The organism is Mycobacterium sp. NGS48, assembly GCF_059812585.1.
On sequence record NZ_JCALCY010000007.1, the window covers coordinates 108,901 to 125,861 of the forward strand.

Consider the following 16,961-nt stretch of genomic DNA (forward strand, 5'->3'; position numbering starts at 1 on the left):
ATCTTCATCACAGACACCACATCTTCAGAAGCCTAGAAGGGGTCCCGCGATGAGCACACTGCACAAGGTCAAGGCCTACTTCGGTATGGCTCCGATGGAGGACTACGACGACGAGTACTACGACGACGACCGCGCGCCAGCGCGTCCGGGCTACGGGCGCCAGCGGTTCGCCGAAGACGGCTACGGCCGCTACGAAGACCGCTTCGACGGGCACGACTACGACGATCCGCGCAGCGAACCGGGGGACTATCCACCCGGCAGCTACCGGGGCGGTTACTCCGACGACCATCGTTTTCGGCCGCGCGACTACGAGCGCACCGAGTTGTCACGGCCGCGGTTCGCCTCGCTGCGGTCGGCCACTCGCGGTGCGTTGGCGATGGACCCGCGTCGCATGGCGATGCTCTTCGACGAGGGCAGCCCGCTGTCGAAGATCACCACGCTGCGGCCCAAGGACTACAGCGAGGCCCGCACCATCGGCGAGCGTTTCCGCGACGGCACCCCGGTGATCATGGACCTGGTGTCGATGGACAACGCCGACGCCAAGCGCCTCGTCGACTTCGCCGCGGGGTTGGCCTTCGCGCTGCGCGGCTCCTTCGACAAAGTCGCCACCAAGGTGTTTCTGCTCTCACCCGCCGACGTCGACGTGTCGCCCGAGGAACGCCGCCGCATTGCCGAAACCGGCTTCTACGCGTACCAGTAAGCACCCGCGCGGCGGCCACGGCGTAGGCAGCGTCTCGCCTCGTGTACGGCTCGCCAGACGGAGTCGGTAGGCTGACGATCATCGTGCCGACCGCGGTCGGTGCTGTCGTGATCGTCACATCCTCATCAGTAAGGTCGGGCTCTCGTTGGCGCTGTTCATCCACATCCTGGGTTTTGCGCTATTCATCTTTTGGCTGCTGCTGATCGCTCGGATCGTCGTCGAGTTCATCCGGTCGTTCAGCCGCGACTGGCGGCCGCGTGGTCTCACCGTGGTGATCCTGGAGATCATCATGTCGATCACCGATCCACCGGTGAAGCTGCTGCGCCGGCTCATCCCGCAGCTCACCATCGGCGCCGTCCGCTTCGACCTGTCCATCATGGTGCTGATGCTGGTGGCGTTCGTCGCCTCGCAAATCGCGCTCGATTACTCGGGGTGACGGCGGTCCGCGCTGCTCTCGGCCGGGTCGGCCGTGTCGCTTATCTGCGTTTGGGTCAGTGCATTTCGTTGTCTTATCGCCCTGATCTCGTGTTTCTTAAAGATTGAAATTCGGTCTTATTTATTGACCGATTCGGCAACCGGCGGGTCTGGTGTGACAGGATGGGCCGCAGTTGCAGTATGGCTACCACACCGTTCATACCGATCTAGACTTTGCAGGTTGGTTTGATCGTCCAGACTCGAGGGGGCAAACAATGCCGCTGACACCAGCCGACGTTCACAATGTGGCGTTCAGCAAGCCGCCCATCGGCAAGCGCGGCTACAACGAAGACGAAGTCGACGCCTTCCTCGACTTGGTGGAGACCGAGCTGACCAGGCTGATCGAGGAGAACGCCGATCTGCGTCAGCGGGTCAACGAACTCGACCAAGAGCTGGCCGGCGCCCGCTCCGGCGGCGGCGCCCAGACCAGCCAGGCCATGCCCGTCTACGAGCCCGAACCGGAGCCGGAACCCGCCAAGCCCGCACCGCAGCCGGCCGCCGCTCCCGCAGCCTCGACCAGCGAAGAGCAGGCCATGAAGGCCGCCAGGGTGCTCAGCTTGGCCCAGGACACCGCCGACCGGCTGACCGGCACGGCCAAAGCCGAGTCCGACAAATTGATGGCCGACGCCCGGGCAAACGCCGACCAAATCCTCACCGAGGCCCGGCGGGAAGCCGACACCACCGTCGCAGAAGCGCGCCAGCGCGCCGACGCGATGCTCGCCGACGCACAGACTCGATCGGAGACCCAGTTGCGCCAGGCCCAAGAAAAGGCCGACGCACTACAGGCCGATGCCGAGCGCAAGCACTCCGAGATCATGGGCACCATCAACCAGCAGCGCACCGTGCTGGAAGGCCGCCTCGAGCAGCTGCGCACCTTCGAACGCGAGTACCGCACCCGGCTCAAGACTTACCTGGAATCACAGCTCGAGGAGCTGGGCCAGCGCGGATCGGCGGCTCCGGTCGACTCGAGCGCAACCAACGATGCCGGGGGGTTCAACCAGTTCAATCGGGGTAATAACTAAGCAGCCGAAGGCGCCGGGGCGGACGGTCCGTATCGTGCAGTCTTGGCAACAATGGTGCATGCCCCCTCGGCTGGAGGTTAACGGATGCTGATTATCGCGCTGGTGCTAGCGGTGATAGGTCTTGCCGCGCTGGTGTTCGCCGTCGTCACCAGCAACGAGCTGGTGGCCTGGGTCTGCATCGCGGCCAGCGTGCTGGGCGTGGTGCTGTTGATCATCGACGCGCTACAGGAACGCCGGCGACGCGCGGCCGGCACACCCGCCGACCAGCCCGCCGCGGCCGAGGGAGCTCAGCGCGAAGTCACCAGCGCCGGGGAGAGTGGCGCCGACGAGAACGCCTATGCCGACTATCCCGAGGACGCCGCCGGTGAAGGTGAGGAATCCGTACCTAACGGGGTGGGCACTAGCCAACGGCCGGCCCAGTCAACCGAGCCCCGGTCCGAGGACGAGGAATAAAAACCCCGCCGCTCATCTCTTCGTGACGGACGCAGTCGCCAGAAATTCGCGGACTTCCTCGTCGGTCACCTGATGAAAGTCGGCGAACACCTGCCCCACCGCCTCAAAGTCGGGCGGCATGGTCGCACAGATCACGTCGTCGGCTTCCTGCGCCAGCTGGTCGCAGGCCGACGGCGGCCCCACCGGCACAGCGACGACAACTGCTTTGGGACCGATCGCTTTCAGCGCTCGCACCGCGGCCAGCATGCTTGCGCCGGTGGCGATTCCGTCGTCAACCAGGATCACCGTCTTATCCCGCGGGTCGGTGAGCGGTCGCCCGCCGCGATAAAGCTGCTCGCGCCGCCGCAGTTCGGCGGCCTCGCGGTCGATCACCGCGCGGACCTGCTCGTCGCTGACGCCCAGGCTGGACAGCACATTGTCGTTCATTACGATGCCGCCGCCGCTGGCCAGCGCGCCCATCGCCAACTCGGGCCATTGCGGCACGCCCAGTTTGCGGACCAGAAACACGTCCAGCTCGGCTCGCAGGGCCGCGGCCACTTCCCAGGCCACCGGAACGCCGCCGCGGGCCAGTCCGAGTACGAGCACCGCGCTGTCGCGGCGGTATGACGACAGCTGCTCGGCCAGTGCGCGGCCGGCTTCCCGGCGGTCACTGAACGTGCGCCGGGACGCCCGGTGCAAAAAGCCACTCGATCGGTTCATAGGTCGCAACTCGCGGTTTCTGTGGCGCGTTGGCCGTTACCAGCCTACGGCTGACGTCATCGCCATACTGTGGCTTCCCCGCCAGAGAATTGCCGAAACGCGGTCCGCCGCGGCTGGACCGTCTCCGCCAGTCCCCCCGCCCGCGATGGCGGTCGTCGGCACTGCGGCGTAACAGCCTGTACGCCAATGATATTGGCGCCGACGGTTTGAGATCGGCTCATGCGGAGCACTCTGTCGACGTGGTGAACGGCGCGGACGTCGGCGTCGTCGGCGCCGGAATCGTCGGGCTCTCGGCGGCCTGGGCGTTGACCGAAGCCGGCGCATCGGTGCGGGTGTACGAACGCGGCGTCCCGGGCGATGGTCAGTCCGGTGGCGAGTCGCGGATTTTCCGGCACGCGCACGAGGACCCAAGGTTGGTCGCGTTCGCGCGGGACAGCCGGGCAGTGTGGGACGAGTGGGCCGAGCGGCTGGGCAGTGAGCTGATCGGCGGTGACGGCGCGGTTGCGATCGGCCCGGCCGTGGAGCGACGGCTGCCGATTCTCGAGCAGGCCGGCGGAATCCGGATTCGGCGGATCGGGTCCGACGAACTCGCCGAGCGATTACCGGTGCTGGCCCGTTACGACGGCCCTGCGATGCTCGACGAGGCCGGCGGGGCCATCCGGGTGCGTGCCGCGATCGGCGCGCTCACCGGCTGGATTGGAGACAGTCTGGTTGCCGACGAGGTGATCACCATCCGGCCGACCCGCCGCGACACCGTCGAGGTGGTGTGCGGCGGAATCCGCACCGAGCATGCCCGAGTCGTCGTGTGCGCCGGACGCGAAACGGCGCGACTGGCCCGCAGCGTCGGGCTGGCCCTGCCGGTGCGATTGGCCGCGCATGCCCGCCTGACTTTCGAGGTGCGCGACCAGGCGCCGCTGTTGTCCTGCCTACAAGACAGCAGCGGTGAGTTCGGCGAAACCGGGACCTATGCTGCGGCGACACCCGGAAACCATTGCTACGCCGTCGGTTTGAGCGAGGCCACGGCGGCTAACGATGACGGCAGCTTCACCCATCCGGCGGAGCTCGTCACGCTGGCCGACCGGGCCGGCCAGTATGTGCGACGCGCGCTTCCCGGACTTGACCCTCGGCCCGTGGACGCTCGGTACTGCTGGGTGACGACGCTGCCGTGGAGCGATGACGGCTTCGCGGCCTGGGAGCACGCGGGCATCTTCTTCGTCGCCGGCCACAACTTGTTCAAACAGGCGCCTGCACTGGGCAGAGCGCTTGCGCGGATGGCGCTTGGTCAGGAACCCGGCATCGATCTGCGGGCCGAATGCGCACTCGGCCAGCCGCCGGCCGCGGAGTCGTAATCGGTGTCCGAGGGCTACGTAGTCAGATTGCCGTGGTGCCGCCGTCGGCAATCAACTCCATACCATTGACATAGCTTGAGTCATCCGACGCCAGGAACAGTGCGACTGTCGCGATCTCCTCAGGGCGGCCCATCTTTCCCCGCGGGATCAAGGATTCAAACTGCGCCTTCGCCTCCTCGTCGAACAACTGCTCCTGTATCGGCGTGGCGACCTGGCCCGGGGTCAGCACGTTGACCCGGATTCTCCTGTCGGCCAACTCGGACAACCACACGCGAGCGTATGCGTGCAGTACCGCCTTGCTCGCCGCGTACACGCTCCAGGAAGGAAAGCCCTTGACCGACGCGATTGACCCCGTCATCAAGATCGAGCCACCGTCGTTGAACAGTGGCAATGCTTTCTGCACCGTGAACAGCGTGCCGCGCGCGTTGAGCCCGAAAGTGGCATCGAAGTGCTGCTCGGTGATCTCGCCGAGCTTGCGCTCCTCACCCGTGCCGGCACTGGCCCACAACACGTCGACGGCGCCCTTTTCCCGCTTGACCGCGTCGAACAAACGGTCCAGATCGTCCAGGTTGGCCGAATCAGCTTGTACGCCAGTCACGTTCCGGCCGATCAGCGTGACGGCTTCATCCAGAGCGTCCTGCCGTCGACCGGAGATGAAAACGTGAGCTCCTTCGTCAACGAACGACTTGGCACCGGCCAGCGCCATACCGCTTGATCCACCGGTGATCACCGCTACCTTGCCGTCAAGCTTTCCCACGACTACTCCATCGATTGATTACCTGGCCGGCGAAGTCAAGCAGCTGGTCAAGGGTGGAGAACATTGCGAAGGCATCCACGATCGCCTCATCAGCACCGGACTTGGCGAGGCGCTCGAGCCTGTCGACAACCGCGTCAACGGATGTGCCCGGTTCGAGGTTGATCCGCATGGCCGTCTTCAGCGCGTCCGGATCTCGACCGGCGTCCTTTGCCGCACGGCGCGCAATCGACCACAGATGGTCGTTGACCTCGTCCTGCAGCCCCTCGACTCCGAGCCAACCGGTGCCGCTGCGGCCGACTCGGCGCATCGCGGCCTCACTGGCACCGCCGATCCAGATGGGCGGACCGCCGGCCTGGACCGGGCGCAGGTCGGCATGGACCGGCGGCAGCGAGAAGAACTCGCTGTCCCAGGACACCGGGGTGGTCGTCCACCACTCGTGCAGGAACGCCAGCACGTCATCGAGCATCTGCCCGCGCCGGCGCCAGTTCGCGCTGCGGGCAATGTCGTGTTCGTCCTTCATCCACCCGATTCCCACGCCGACGTCGAGGCGGCCGTCGCTGAGCACGTCGAGGGTGGTCAGCAGCCGGGCCAGGTGAACCGGCTCGTAGTAGAACGTGCTGAGCGTGCTGGCGTTCAGCCGCACCCGGCTGGTCGCCGTCGCGGCGACGGTCCACAGCAGCACCGGATCGAGGTAACGGGTCATCTGCGGCGGGTAGGGCTGCTCTTCGCCCGGATAGGCGCTGTGCATTTCAACCGGCGTGACCAGGCGATCGCCGACCCATAAGGTGTCGTAGCCAAGGTCCTCGAGGCCGCGGCAGAACGCGCTCAGACCAGCGGCGCTGCTGATAGCGGGCCCGACTATGGGAAGTGCGAAACCAAGCTTCATCGCTAGAATCCTTTCGTTGATGTATCAACTATTCTTTGGACGCACGGCGCCCCTGTTCTTTCAGCCCGGACCGGCGGCGGTGCGGCTCAGCCGGGCACAGTGGCGCCGAGGGCGAAGTCGAAGTTCCCTACCCCGTGACGGGCGAGACCCATCGTGACCAGGCCAGTTCCTTCCAGCCAGTGCGCCATGTGCAAGCCGCCGACGTCCAGTGGGCGCAGCCCGAGGCTCTCGACGAACTCCGCCATGCCCAACTTGGCGCGCACGTCGTCGCCGGCGATGAAGACGTCGAGCGGCCGGCCCTGGGCAAGGACAACACCGAAGATGGTGTTGAATGCCTTCACCACGCTGGCGCTGGCCGGGGCCGCCTTGGCAACTTCCTGCGCGATCGAGGTGTGATCGGGAATGGCCAGCCCGTCGGCAGCAGAATTGAAGGGGTTGCTGATGTCGACGATGACCTTGCCCGCGAGGGCGTCTCCGTACTGGGTGACGACGGGAATCACGTTGGCGTACAGCAGAGAAACGATGACGATGTCCCCGGCCGGGACGGCGCCGAACTCTCCCGTCGTGGCGCTGCCGCCGAGAGCCTTGGCCAGGTCGGCGGCTTTGGCCTGATCGCGGCCGATGACCTCGACGGTGTTGCCGCCCGCTACCGCCAGCGCGCCGATGGTGCGGGCCATGTTCCCGGTGCCGATGATGCTGATGCTGCTCATGAGGGTTCCGATCTTGGAGTAATGCTCGAAAAGGTTGACTCGTCCACCTTAAGCTAATTTTGATGACACGTCAACCAATTAGTGGTACCCTGAAGGCTGATGAAACCGAACTGGCTGAACCCTCGTGAAGACCGCGCCTGGCGGGCCTTCCAGCATGCGCATCATCGGCTCGACGTGCACCTGAACCGCGGCCTGCAGGAGACGGGCCTGTCGGGGGCCGACTACGAGGTCCTGGCGGTGCTCTCAGGTCACGACGGAGACCGCATGCCCGCCCGCGAGTTGTGCAACACACTGGGCTGGGAGAAGAGCCGTGTCTCCCACCAGGTGCGGCGCATGCAGAAGGGCGGGCTGATCTGTCGCGAGCCCAACCCCGATGACGCCCGCAGCACCATGGTCTGCCTGCTGCCGGCTGGCCGGGCCGCCATCGAGAAGGCGGCGGCCGGGCACGTGGCGGACGTCCGCCGGAACTTCATCGACCTGCTCACCCCGGCTGAGCTCGACATGCTCTCCGCCCTCAACGAACGAGTCCTGCGCCACCTGGCCAAAGACGACGCCTCCCCCGTTGAAGACGAGCCCTCATAGCCTTCATCGACTGTGAGCAGTGGGGCAGTCATGCCGCGCCCTGCTCCAGCTCGAATATTGGGATGGTGCGTGTGGTTTGTGATTGGTAGTCCGCGAATCCAGGCCAGGACGCAGTGATCCTGGGAATGACGGCTTCTCGTTCGGACGGGTCGAGCTCGCGCGCAACGACTTCGAAAGCGCCGGTGGTGGCCTCGACGTGCGCGCGCGAGTTGGCCCGCAGGTTGTGTACCCATGCCGGGTTGACGTCGGCCCCGCCGTAACCGCCGGCGATCAGGAGCTTGCCGTCGATGCGAAACGCCACCAGTGGGGCGACGCGCGGCTCGCCGGACTTGGCGCCCGTCGTCGTGAGTAGCAACAGCTCGTTGTCTTTGAATCGCCCTCCGACTTTGCCCGCGTTCGCGCGGAACTCATCGGTGACATTGGCGTTGAGTGCATTTAGCGTCTCGGGATCGGGTTTCTCAGCCACGGCAAACACAGCTGCTTGGTCATCCCTTCTATTCCCTCTGGCTTGAGCACTGCAGTGGAGTCTGGCGGGGCGGTTGAAAATTTGACGGTTGCGTTGAGTCGCCGTACCGGCAAGCGCGACCAGGTGAGGACTACGCAACGCTGGTTTGCGTCTTGACTGCGACCCGCATGGCCAACGAATGACGGCGACGGCCAACCTAAGTGTTGCCGGACGTGTGATCGCGGCTTCGCCGCTCAACACACTCCATCGGCTCGGAAATGAACGCGAGCGTTCATTTCGCTCGCCTCAGTCGTGTGTCCGAGGGGGGACTTGGCCACTTACGACACGGGTTCTGACCTGGCGAATCGGTACCTGATCGTCATCCATGCCGGGGTCGACCCACCTCTGACGTCGAGCGGTCGGATTAGCGGTCGAGTTGGGCGGGGGCGAGTCGGCACCCGGCGGCTTGGGCTCCGGCGTGCAGGCGTCGGTCCCAAACGGCGACGATCAGGCCGGGGTCGCCGACTGCCAACGCGCTGGCCAGATGGACAGCGTCGGCTCCGCGCAAGGCATGGGCGCGGGCGAGGCGGCCGGCGTGCTGTTCAATTGTCGCGGTGAGTTCGACTGGGCGGGTGGCGGCCCAGAAGTCCTCCCAGTCACGCTCGGCAGCGGCGAGCTCGGATTCAGTTAGGTCGTGATTGCGGGCTGCTGCAGCGAGTGCGGCGCGGACTTCGGGGTAGGCCAGACGGCTGGACAATGCGGCGTCGCAGCCGTCCCATAGCGCGGACGCCAGCGAGCTCCCTGTCTCGGTGGTGAGAAGTTTGACGAAGGCGCTGGCGTCGAAGTAGACGAGCGGCACCGGTCAGCGCCGCTGGTCGCTGACCTGGTCAGACACCGGCCGCCGCGGCCTGGGCCGGGACCGTCCCGCAGCGACGGGCCGCTGCGCGGTGGCCCTGCCAATCACGCCTTCGGCCGTGAGACGCTCCAAGGTGCCTGCGCTGTCCAGCGCAGCGAGTCGCGCGACCGGAATCCCGCGGTCGGTGATGACGACCTCACCACCAGCCCGAACTCGATCGAGCCAATCGCTAAGGTGCGCGCGCAACTCGGTCACGGATACCTCCACACCGTGAACTGTACACTCGCTGAACCGTGATTTGTACATGTCACTCCTGAGTGTGGCAACGACGACCTGAGAGATTGACCTGCGCAAGCCGGAGGCGAGGTGGCAACGGGCCGGTACACCGATTCGTCCGCGGTGCTGGCGACGCCGAGACGGTCGATATCATGGTGGCTGGTGGCCTTCCGTCCAAGCTGCATCCGAAGGTGTTGCGGCGGAAGGTGTTTGCCGTCCCCGGTGGGACTTCGGCGCAGCTGGCGTTCGTGGTCAGCTGCATGGAGGCGGCAGCGCCTCGGTGTCGGACGCCGGGTCTAGCTTGCAGCAGCGGGCTCTTGAATTCTCTGCTTGAGGTGCTGTGTGCGGTGACTGCTGGCGATCGCCTTCATTGGCGTTCTGTTGCCAGCGACCCGATTGAACGACTCTCCCAGTAGTAACAGTTGGCCTGAGTCGCGAAGAACCTCGACATGCCTTGGATCGTATTCGTATGACGGAGCGTGCTTCAAGCTGGTGTAGGCGTCCCAGAACAGTTGGCTCCACATGTTTAGTTGGTGGCATTACCCCGAGACCGTGGCTATGAGACCGAAATCACAACTACCCGTTTGAAATTCAATAGCCCACAACTGACTAGGAACATAAGGGGTAACCGAGCTTCAACTTGGGTGCGATTGCTGAACAACCGGTTTTTACTCAATCGTCACGTCGAGGGGCTCGCCCATCGGGCGGCCAGGAGTCGGTACCCGACTCAAGCGGAATATTCAAGGATCGAAGCAGGATCGAAAAGAGCCGCCAATTGGCGATCGCTCCGACAAGTTCGACCAAAACCGCGTGATCGCCATTGAATGCCTTGTGGCACGCGGCCCAGTTTTCCTCGGCAATGACCCCGTCACGTACCACATCATCGGTCGCCGCCAGGACTGCACGCTCGGCATGGCCCAGACGATTGGAACTTTGCCAGTCACGCACCGCCAGAAGGTCATCCGAAGCCACACCGAGCAGCGTCGCGATTCGCCAATGCTGTGTCCACTCATATACCGACCCCGTTACCCAGCCGATGCGCATGATGATCAATTCGCGTAGCCGGGCGTCGAGCACACCGTTAAATAGCAGCGCCTCGAGCATTCCGTACAGGGCCACTGCGAGGCTCGGCTGGTGAAGTGCCACGCGAAATACTGACAGTTCTGCCATCTCTTCGGGCAGCCCACACTCGGCAGCCCGCAGCCGGGCCTGCTCAAGGTCGAGCATCGGTACGCGTTCCGTCCTCGTCACGTGACCTTTCTCTGTTGAAGCTCCGCATGCTGTGAGGGCGTGGGCACGAAGACGTTGTGCAGGGCCGCACTCGATTTGGCATTTTCATCTGCAAGCGAACTGAGCAGCGGCGCGAGACCAGCGAATCCGGTTGATTCTCTTGTGATCCGGTCGAACGGCCAGCGGCGCGTGGCCAGAATCTCGAGGGCTGCCCGGTAGGCGGGATACTCCACGCCGAGTGCACCGGAGATGTGTAATTCCTTATACACCAGCGTGTCTGGTTCAAAGCCGGGCGCGCCGCCTCCGCCGCGGGTGCCGGCAACCACGACCGTGCCGCCAGGCCTGGCAAGGGCGACGGCGTCGGCGAACGCGGAGGGTGCTTTGGCGGTGACATCGACGACCACGTCGGCAAGCTGTCCGCCTGTCTCACGCTGGAGCGCTGTCACTGCATCGTCCTGCGATACGTCGATGGGCAGGTCGACACCGAATGATCTGGCTATGGCCAGTCGCTGATCGTCGCGTGGACCGATGCCGGTCATCGCGACGAAAGCGGCTCCCGCCTCTTTCGCCGCCACCGCCGCGCAGATCCCGCGGATGCCCGGTCCCAGTATCGCTACGATACCCCCCGCCTTGGTGTCGGGAAGAGTTTTCCCCCATTGGATACCGGCCCCGAGAGGGTTGAACAACGTGGCGAGAACGGGGTCCATGTCTTCGGCAATCGGGAGTAGCATCGCGTCCCACGGAAGCTCCACATGGGTGGCGTATCCGCCCCATAACCCGGCGCCGATCTCCACGTCGACGAACCCGAACATGGTGGCGATGCCGTTCACCGCACATCGCCGGTATTCGCCGCGGCGACACTCCGGGCAGTCTCGGCAGGACCGGAACACCTCGACGGCCACGCGCTGGCCGGCCTGGACGCACAAGCGTTCGCTGGCCGCATTGCCGACATGTTCGACGATGCCGACGATTTCGTGACCTGGAACGAATGAGAAGCCGGCAGGCAGGTGTCCGGTGAATTGTTCGTGATCTGTACCGCATAGACCACATGCTTCAACTCGCAGGATCGCACCGCGGTCACCGACGTCGGGGATGGTCATCTGGCGCCGCTCCAGATTCCGCGGTCCGGTCAACACCATGGCCTCGGCGATCATGGAAGCTCGAATCCCGTGGACGACCCTGTGTTTCGGAGGCAAACCGTTCTGCCAACGTACATCTCGCCCGCCATCGCCTCGGCAATCTGCGGATCGTCGCTGCGTGCGACGACTCTTCGCCCGTCGGACAGGTGCGCGATGATCGGTGTCCATCGAGGTCGCCCGTCTCGGTCGTATTCGACCGTGTACCCGTCCACTGTCGCGCGACCGGTCGCCTCGTCGACGCCTGCGACGGCCAGCCGCGATGAATCGATCTGAGCTTGTTCGTCTGCCGTGTCGATCAGTCGCCACCCGGTTGGTGGAGGGGTGGCCGACCACACACCGACCGAATGTTTCGTCGAATACCAACCGAGGCCGGTGACGACGTCGTCCCCGCGATGGGTTACTTCGCCTACGCCGACCACCACCGGAGTACGCGCTTCTACCGACAATCGATCACTCGCTCAGGGCCACGGGCTGTTGTGAGACACGAATGCGATGGTGTCATATCTGCAGTCAAGCCACAATGGTGTGCGCCCGCGGCATACTGGCTGTTGTGTCGACGAAGTTGGTGCGATGGGGTGCCGCCGCGCCGTCAGATCGTGGTTCCGCTCGCGACCGATTGCTAGATGCTGCCGAGCGGTGCCTAGAGAGTTGCGGCGTGGTAGGCACGACCATGGAGGACATCGGCAGAACAGCGGGTGTCTCCAGGGCAACGGTGTATCGCTACTTCCCTAATCGGGAGGCGGTGATGTCGGGCGTCATCATTCGCGCCGCCGAGCGCTATCTCGATCGCATCAACCCCCGGATCGCGGAGCACACCGATCTGGGCTCCGCTCTCGTCGATTTCGTGGAATACACAGTTGAGGCCGCGCGCCGCGAAGAGATCATCGGATTGTTGTTCGGCAGCGACGAGGAACTCGCCGGCGTTGGCCTCGCGGCGGGGACCTCGACGTCACTCTTCGAACTCGTCACCGAGTTTCTCCGTCCCATCTTCAGGAGACACTGGAGTTACGTAGAACCGGGCGTCTCCGTCGACGACGCCGCCGAGTGGGTTCTCCGCACGATACTGAGCCTGCTGACTGTTCGAGGACCGCGGGAGCGCAGTCGTGACGGGCTCCGGACATTTCTTTCAAGGTTTCTCCTTCCCGCAATCCTGGCGAGCGACCATTGTCGACCGATGTGACAGACAAGGCGTAATGTCTCAACCACAGCTGAGGTAGGAGGCCGGACATGTCTGTGCAGTTCACCACGTTCAACCAGCAGGTCGCTGAACAACTGCAGAGCGCAGCAGAAACCACGGGCGGGTTGGCCGGTTACCTCGGCTTCCGGCACACTGACTTCACTGCTGGACGGCTCGTCGCGGAGATGGACGCACGCGACGACCTGAAGACGCCTTTCGGCAACTTGCATGGCGGCTGCTTGTCGGCCATGGTCGACCATTGCCTTGGAGTGGTGTTTTATCCCGTGATTCCGATGGGATCCTGGGTCGCGACGACGGAGTTCAAACTGAATTTGCTTCGTCCAGTCTCCAGCGGAACCTGTGTAGCCACGGCTGAGATCATCTCGCTGGGCAGAACCAGCGGTGTGGCACGTATCGACATCTGCAACGACGGCAGAGCGGTGTGTGCGGCGCAGGGCACCGTCACCGTCGTCGCACCGAAGGCCATCTCTTGATGTCTGCAAACAGAGCACATGATTCGTCCGCTCCTGTCGTCGAGCGCGTGCCCACGGTGGATGGGCTCTCGCTGGCGGTCGACTTCTACCGCTGTGACGGACCGCGGGCGGTCGTGTTGCTCCTTCACGGCGGTGGTCAGAGCCGGCACGCCTGGGATGTCACCGCCCAACGATTGCATCAGCGGGGCTACACCGTTGCCGCCTACGACGCAAGGGGACATGGTGACAGCGACTGGGATCCAGACGGACGCTATGACATCGAACGGCTGGGGTCCGACCTGTTGGCCGTGCGCGCGTACGCCGGCTCCGCCCGCCCAGTTGCCGCGATCGGGGCATCGTTGGGCGGTTTGACCATCCTCGGCACGCACTTGCTCGCCCCATCGGAGCTATGGCAGGCCGTCGTCCTGGTTGACATCACTCCGCGAATGCAGATGCACGGCGCCCGCCGAGTCCTATCGTTCATGTCGGCCCATCCCGAAGGTTTCGACAGCCTAGAGTCGGCCGCTGACGTGATCGCCGCCTACAACCCGCACCGCCCTCGCCCCGAAAACGTCGACGGCCTTCAAAAAGTCCTCCGCCGACGTGGAGACGGTCGCTGGGCCTGGCGATGGGATCCGGCGTTTGCGACGTCGAATTTTCAGTTCCTGCAGAGTGATTCAGACGACGGCGCAGAGGAGTTCGAGATGATGAGCGCATTCCTTGTCGATGGCGCGCGACAGGTGTCCGCGCCGGCGCTGCTGGTCCGCGGCCTGCTGTCGGACATAGTCTCCGAAGAGACAGTGAAGGATTTCCTCACCTTGGTTCCCCACGCGCAAACCGTTGACGTGTCGGGCGCGGGCCACATGGTTGCTGGCGACAACAACGACGCATTCTCGACGGCGGTCGTCGACTTTCTCGACCGTACCGTTTGACGCCAGTCGTCGGGCTGCGCGGGAGATCCCAGTTCGCCACCTATTCTGCTCGTATGCCAACTGATTCGGCGCGGATGTCGTTTCGCCGACATATCCGCGAGCAGGTCTTGAGGGCGACACGGGAACTCACCATTGAGAAGGGCTGGGAACAAGTCCGAGTGAGTGAGGTCGCCGAACTTGTCGGCGTCTCCCGACCGACGCTATACAAGGAGTTCGGCGATAAGCAGGGACTTGGTGACGCGCTCGTGGTGGCCGAGGGTCAGCGCTTCCTGGAGGGTATCCACGCCATCCTCGCCGAACACACCGGCGACGTTCAGGGCGGCATCACCGCAGCGGTGCGGTTCACCCTGCGTGAAGCAGAAGCCAGTCCGCTCCTGAAGTCGGTGCTGACGTCCAGCCACTCAGGGGATGATCGCGCCGGTGCGCCGACGACGGGCGTTCTTCCTCTCCTGCCGACATCGGCGTCCCTGCTCCAGCTCTCCTCCGCGGCTTTGGTCGCGTGGTTTCACGACCACTTCGCCGATCTCGACTCCGAAGACGTCGAGGAGGTCGCAGACGTTCTGGTGCGGCTCACCGTGAGTCACGTCGTCCTTCCCTCCGCGGACATCGCCACCACGGGTGCGCGGATCTCGCGGGTGGCGCTCCGCTACCTCGGCGTTGGCTATAGATAGCTGTGACTTGAGCGGTCTTAGCCTCGATCCACTGACAATGGACTGTTTGTCGGGGTGTCGGGATAAGGAAAGTGCGTTCTGAGCTGGGAAGATTGATATTGTTCAGGCAACAATCGGTCCAGTTCGAGAACGGCACTTCCGGCGCGAGTGTCCCACACGTTCACCCCGCGGTCCGATGTGTTCGATGAGGACATCTGGTGTCGTGCGCGGGCCTGGTGCCGGTGATGGCGCTGGCTGAGCAGGCAGGCCTATCGGAGTTGTTGGCCAACAAGATTCACATCGCAGCTCCCAGGGTCAAGTCGAGGTCGGCCAATCCGGCTCCGAAACTGGCCACCCTGATCGCGAGCATGTACGCGGGCGCGGATTACATCGATGATGTCGACCTGGTCCGCGCTGGCGGCATAAAAACCCTTTTTCCGCCGGGTGTATCCCCCGTCAACGATGGGAACGCTGTTGCGGGAGTTCACTTTCGGTTATGCCCGCCAATTGGATTCGGTGCTGGCCGAGCATCTGGCCGGCTTGTGTGACCGGGTGAATCTGCTGCCCGGCGCGCAGGCTCGGGCCTTCATCGAACACCCGGGGAGAGGCGACGCTGCAGAAAGACGCCGCAAAGGTCGGGATCTCCGGACCCGCCGGGACAGCTCAATGTGGTGAGAGCCGAAACTCGCTCGGAGAGCGGCCGGTCCATCGCTTGAAGGCGTGTGAGAAGTTGGCGAGGTCGCTGTATCCGAGATCCGTGGCGATCTCACTCACCGATAGGGATCGGTCGAGTAGCTGCAGCATCGCGCGCTCGCGCAGGAATGCTTGGCGCAACTCGCGAAAGGTGGTCTCCTCTTCGGAGAGGCGCCGCTTGAGTGTGCTGGTGGACATCGACAGCTCATGTGCGAACCAATGTTTACTTCGGCGTCCGGGCTCCTTCTGCAGCAGCCGTCTCACCTTCTCCGAGAACGACGTGGTTTCGCTCCGCTGGTCGAGAGTTCGCTGCAGATCGACGATGGCGAGTCGGTATGCGACGGGATCGGAGAACCGGCACACCTCGTTGAGCGTGTCCGCGGGAACATGGAGGAAGGACATCGGAGCGTCGAAGAACAGGCGCCCGGCGGTAAGGTCGTCCTCGCGATCTTTCAAGGCGGCGGGCGCTGGCCAACTCAAGTGGAGTGTGAGGGTCGGCGCCGCACGGACGAGCATGTCCAGCAGTCGCAACAACGCCAACCCGGCGTACGTGACGGCGAGGCAGTCCAGGGCACGATCGCTGGTGTGTCCCCAGAGCCCGACGGTGAGGCCTTGGTCATCTGGATGAAACTGTGCTTTGACAGCCGTCGTGATCAACGGCAGATAAGTCAGCAGCTCTACGATCTCGGCCACTGAGCCCGCGCTGACCAGCGGAACACTCAGCGGGCCGAAGGACGTCAACTGTGCCTGTTCGGCTAACGCAAATCCGAGCAGCGTTGCCTGATCGATGTCTAGACCGGGGTACGCCTCACGAAACCACCGTAACGGGGCCTGGATATCACGCTGAATCAGCGTCGCCTCGTCGGTTCCTTCGCGAGCCATGATGTTGCGAAGCCGCGCGACGGCGTCTGGGTCAAACGCCGGGCTCTCGAGCATTTGCACGAATGCGAGTGGGGGCACACCCGCGTCATTGGGGTTCACTGACCATGGCCCCTTTGAGCCGAAATCACAAGTTTCTGACTCCGGCGAACATAGCCGCAGCGCTCATCTGGCGCAAGACTTGTGTCAAGTAACTGAGGACACGCAAGGAGCCTGGCTATGGCAGTTGTCACATTTGTCTCCCACGGCGGCGAGAAGTATGAGGCGCCTCTCGAGGAAGGTCAGTCACTGATGCGGGTCGCGACCAACAATGCGGTGCCCGGCATCGACGGCGACTGCGGAGGCGAAGCCGCGTGCGGCACCTGCCATGTGATCGTCGATCCGCAATGGTCCGATCGGGTCGGCCTCTCCGGGGCCAATGAAGAGGAGATGCTCGCGATGAACCCCGAGCGTCAGCCGACCTCCCGGCTGTCCTGCCAGATGCAGGTCTCTGAGGCGTGGGACGGTTTGATCGTCCATCTGCCCGAGTTCCAACTGTGATGACGAAAGAGAGGTGAGACGTGAGCAATATTCGCGAGG

20 protein-coding genes and 3 pseudogenes are annotated in these 16,961 nt (G+C 64.2%); 12 read left to right on the forward strand and 11 right to left on the reverse strand.

The window, feature by feature from the left end; all coding sequences use genetic code 11:
* Positions 1-49 precede the first annotated feature (49 nt).
* The 4 genes from AC5Y42_RS14930 (at position 50) to AC5Y42_RS14945 (ending at position 2,649) form a co-directional block, all read left to right on the forward strand.
* Positions 50-700: a cell division protein SepF gene (locus tag AC5Y42_RS14930; protein WP_499884138.1), complete on the forward strand. Its 651-nt coding sequence runs from the start codon at positions 50-52 to the stop codon at positions 698-700.
* A 145-nt stretch (positions 701-845) separates the two neighbouring features.
* Entirely contained in the window at positions 846-1,136 is a 291-nt protein-coding gene (locus tag AC5Y42_RS14935; RefSeq protein WP_499884137.1) for a YggT family protein, read from the forward strand.
* Between the two features lie 253 nt (positions 1,137-1,389).
* Positions 1,390-2,196, forward strand: a complete 807-nt coding sequence (gene wag31, locus AC5Y42_RS14940; RefSeq protein WP_499899216.1) for a DivIVA-like cell division protein Wag31 — start codon at positions 1,390-1,392, stop codon at positions 2,194-2,196.
* An 84-nt stretch (positions 2,197-2,280) separates the two neighbouring features.
* Entirely contained in the window at positions 2,281-2,649 is a 369-nt protein-coding gene (locus AC5Y42_RS14945; protein WP_499899218.1) for a hypothetical protein, read from the forward strand.
* A 12-nt stretch (positions 2,650-2,661) separates the two neighbouring features.
* Here AC5Y42_RS14945 and AC5Y42_RS14950 read toward each other — a convergent pair whose 3' ends face one another.
* Positions 2,662-3,348: a phosphoribosyltransferase gene (locus tag AC5Y42_RS14950; RefSeq protein WP_499899219.1), complete on the reverse strand. Its 687-nt coding sequence runs from the start codon at positions 3,346-3,348 to the stop codon at positions 2,662-2,664.
* A 239-nt stretch (positions 3,349-3,587) separates the two neighbouring features.
* On the opposite strand from AC5Y42_RS14950, the gene AC5Y42_RS14955 reads away from it, so the two are divergent.
* Entirely contained in the window at positions 3,588-4,697 is a 1,110-nt protein-coding gene (locus tag AC5Y42_RS14955) for an NAD(P)/FAD-dependent oxidoreductase (protein WP_499899221.1), read from the forward strand.
* A 22-nt stretch (positions 4,698-4,719) separates the two neighbouring features.
* Here AC5Y42_RS14955 and AC5Y42_RS14960 read toward each other — a convergent pair whose 3' ends face one another.
* The 3 genes from AC5Y42_RS14960 to AC5Y42_RS14970 all read right to left on the reverse strand — a co-directional run bounded on the left by AC5Y42_RS14960 (position 4,720) and on the right by AC5Y42_RS14970 (position 7,050).
* Positions 4,720-5,454 carry an SDR family NAD(P)-dependent oxidoreductase gene (locus tag AC5Y42_RS14960; protein WP_499899223.1) on the reverse strand — a complete coding sequence of 245 codons (735 nt, stop codon included), beginning with the start codon at positions 5,452-5,454 and terminating at the stop codon, positions 4,720-4,722.
* Positions 5,441-6,340, reverse strand: a complete 900-nt coding sequence (locus AC5Y42_RS14965; protein WP_499899224.1) for a TIGR03619 family F420-dependent LLM class oxidoreductase — start codon at positions 6,338-6,340, stop codon at positions 5,441-5,443. The genes AC5Y42_RS14960 and AC5Y42_RS14965 overlap by 14 nt, the downstream gene beginning before the upstream one ends.
* 86 nt (positions 6,341-6,426) lie before the next feature.
* Entirely contained in the window at positions 6,427-7,050 is a 624-nt protein-coding gene (locus tag AC5Y42_RS14970; RefSeq protein ID WP_499899225.1) for an NADPH-dependent F420 reductase, read from the reverse strand.
* Between the two features lie 99 nt (positions 7,051-7,149).
* On the opposite strand from AC5Y42_RS14970, the gene AC5Y42_RS14975 reads away from it, so the two are divergent.
* Positions 7,150-7,632 (forward strand): MarR family winged helix-turn-helix transcriptional regulator, encoded by a 483-nt coding sequence (locus AC5Y42_RS14975; RefSeq protein WP_499899227.1) that lies wholly within the window; start codon positions 7,150-7,152, stop codon positions 7,630-7,632.
* Between the two features lie 28 nt (positions 7,633-7,660).
* Here the strand turns inward: AC5Y42_RS14975 and AC5Y42_RS14980 are convergent, their stop codons facing one another.
* The 6 genes and pseudogenes from AC5Y42_RS14980 to AC5Y42_RS15005 all read right to left on the reverse strand — a co-directional run.
* The gene (locus tag AC5Y42_RS14980; protein WP_499899228.1) at positions 7,661-8,098 is read right to left on the reverse strand and encodes a nitroreductase family deazaflavin-dependent oxidoreductase; all 438 of its coding nucleotides are present in this window, start codon (positions 8,096-8,098) and stop codon (positions 7,661-7,663) included.
* Between the two features lie 403 nt (positions 8,099-8,501).
* A complete protein-coding gene (locus AC5Y42_RS14985; RefSeq protein WP_046286737.1) occupies positions 8,502-8,936 on the reverse strand; it encodes a type II toxin-antitoxin system VapC family toxin in 435 nt (144 codons plus the stop codon).
* 3 nt (positions 8,937-8,939) lie between these two features.
* A pseudogene (locus AC5Y42_RS14990) lies at positions 8,940-9,394 on the reverse strand (type II toxin-antitoxin system Phd/YefM family antitoxin).
* A gap of 487 nt (positions 9,395-9,881) precedes the next feature.
* A complete protein-coding gene (locus AC5Y42_RS14995; RefSeq protein WP_036428816.1) occupies positions 9,882-10,460 on the reverse strand; it encodes a carboxymuconolactone decarboxylase family protein in 579 nt (192 codons plus the stop codon).
* On the reverse strand, positions 10,457-11,593 hold the full coding sequence (locus AC5Y42_RS15000) for a zinc-dependent alcohol dehydrogenase (protein WP_046286738.1): 1,137 nt from the start codon (positions 11,591-11,593) through the stop codon (positions 10,457-10,459). The genes AC5Y42_RS14995 and AC5Y42_RS15000 overlap by 4 nt, the downstream gene beginning before the upstream one ends.
* A pseudogene (locus AC5Y42_RS15005) lies at positions 11,590-11,958 on the reverse strand (TLP1 C-terminal extension domain-containing protein); the annotation flags it as partial. The pseudogene AC5Y42_RS15005 and the gene AC5Y42_RS15000, both read right to left, overlap by 4 nt.
* A 275-nt stretch (positions 11,959-12,233) precedes the next feature.
* On the opposite strand from AC5Y42_RS15005, the gene AC5Y42_RS15010 reads away from it, so the two are divergent.
* The 5 genes and pseudogenes from AC5Y42_RS15010 to AC5Y42_RS15030 form a co-directional block, all read left to right on the forward strand.
* Positions 12,234-12,758, forward strand: coding sequence for a TetR/AcrR family transcriptional regulator (locus AC5Y42_RS15010; protein ID WP_008256180.1), 525 nt, complete (start codon positions 12,234-12,236; stop codon positions 12,756-12,758).
* Between the two features lie 53 nt (positions 12,759-12,811).
* A complete protein-coding gene (locus AC5Y42_RS15015; RefSeq protein WP_046286743.1) occupies positions 12,812-13,249 on the forward strand; it encodes a PaaI family thioesterase in 438 nt (145 codons plus the stop codon).
* Entirely contained in the window at positions 13,249-14,160 is a 912-nt protein-coding gene (locus tag AC5Y42_RS15020) for an alpha/beta fold hydrolase (protein ID WP_012394833.1), read from the forward strand. Before AC5Y42_RS15015 ends, AC5Y42_RS15020 begins: the two co-directional genes overlap by 1 nt.
* Positions 14,161-14,252: 92 nt before the next feature.
* Entirely contained in the window at positions 14,253-14,831 is a 579-nt protein-coding gene (locus tag AC5Y42_RS15025) for a TetR/AcrR family transcriptional regulator (RefSeq protein WP_172827193.1), read from the forward strand.
* A gap of 147 nt (positions 14,832-14,978) precedes the next feature.
* Positions 14,979-15,404: pseudogene (locus tag AC5Y42_RS15030) on the forward strand (IS1380 family transposase); the annotation flags it as partial.
* A gap of 69 nt (positions 15,405-15,473) precedes the next feature.
* Here AC5Y42_RS15030 and AC5Y42_RS15035 read toward each other — a convergent pair.
* Entirely contained in the window at positions 15,474-16,439 is a 966-nt protein-coding gene (locus tag AC5Y42_RS15035; RefSeq protein ID WP_046188922.1) for a helix-turn-helix transcriptional regulator, read from the reverse strand.
* A gap of 162 nt (positions 16,440-16,601) precedes the next feature.
* Here AC5Y42_RS15035 and AC5Y42_RS15040 point away from each other — a divergent pair, with 162 nt between their 5' ends.
* A complete protein-coding gene (locus AC5Y42_RS15040; RefSeq protein WP_012394830.1) occupies positions 16,602-16,922 on the forward strand; it encodes a 2Fe-2S iron-sulfur cluster-binding protein in 321 nt (106 codons plus the stop codon).
* Positions 16,923-16,961: the final 39 nt, after the last annotated feature.

Coding starts and splice junctions, on each gene's coding strand:
- AC5Y42_RS15000 (WP_046286738.1), bottom strand. CDS start 11,593: ATGATCGCCGAGGCCATGGTGTTGACCGGACCGCGGAATCTGGAGCGG.
- wag31 (WP_499899216.1), top strand. CDS start 1,390: ATGCCGCTGACACCAGCCGACGTTCACAATGTGGCGTTCAGCAAGCCG.
- AC5Y42_RS14965 (WP_499899224.1), bottom strand. CDS start 6,340: ATGAAGCTTGGTTTCGCACTTCCCATAGTCGGGCCCGCTATCAGCAGC.
- AC5Y42_RS15020 (WP_012394833.1), top strand. CDS start 13,249: ATGTCTGCAAACAGAGCACATGATTCGTCCGCTCCTGTCGTCGAGCGC.
- AC5Y42_RS15035 (WP_046188922.1), bottom strand. CDS start 16,439: ATGCTCGAGAGCCCGGCGTTTGACCCAGACGCCGTCGCGCGGCTTCGC.
- AC5Y42_RS15040 (WP_012394830.1), top strand. CDS start 16,602: ATGGCAGTTGTCACATTTGTCTCCCACGGCGGCGAGAAGTATGAGGCG.
- AC5Y42_RS14950 (WP_499899219.1), bottom strand. CDS start 3,348: ATGAACCGATCGAGTGGCTTTTTGCACCGGGCGTCCCGGCGCACGTTC.
- AC5Y42_RS14970 (WP_499899225.1), bottom strand. CDS start 7,050: ATGAGCAGCATCAGCATCATCGGCACCGGGAACATGGCCCGCACCATC.
- AC5Y42_RS14945 (WP_499899218.1), top strand. CDS start 2,281: ATGCTGATTATCGCGCTGGTGCTAGCGGTGATAGGTCTTGCCGCGCTG.
- AC5Y42_RS14975 (WP_499899227.1), top strand. CDS start 7,150: ATGAAACCGAACTGGCTGAACCCTCGTGAAGACCGCGCCTGGCGGGCC.
- AC5Y42_RS14930 (WP_499884138.1), top strand. CDS start 50: ATGAGCACACTGCACAAGGTCAAGGCCTACTTCGGTATGGCTCCGATG.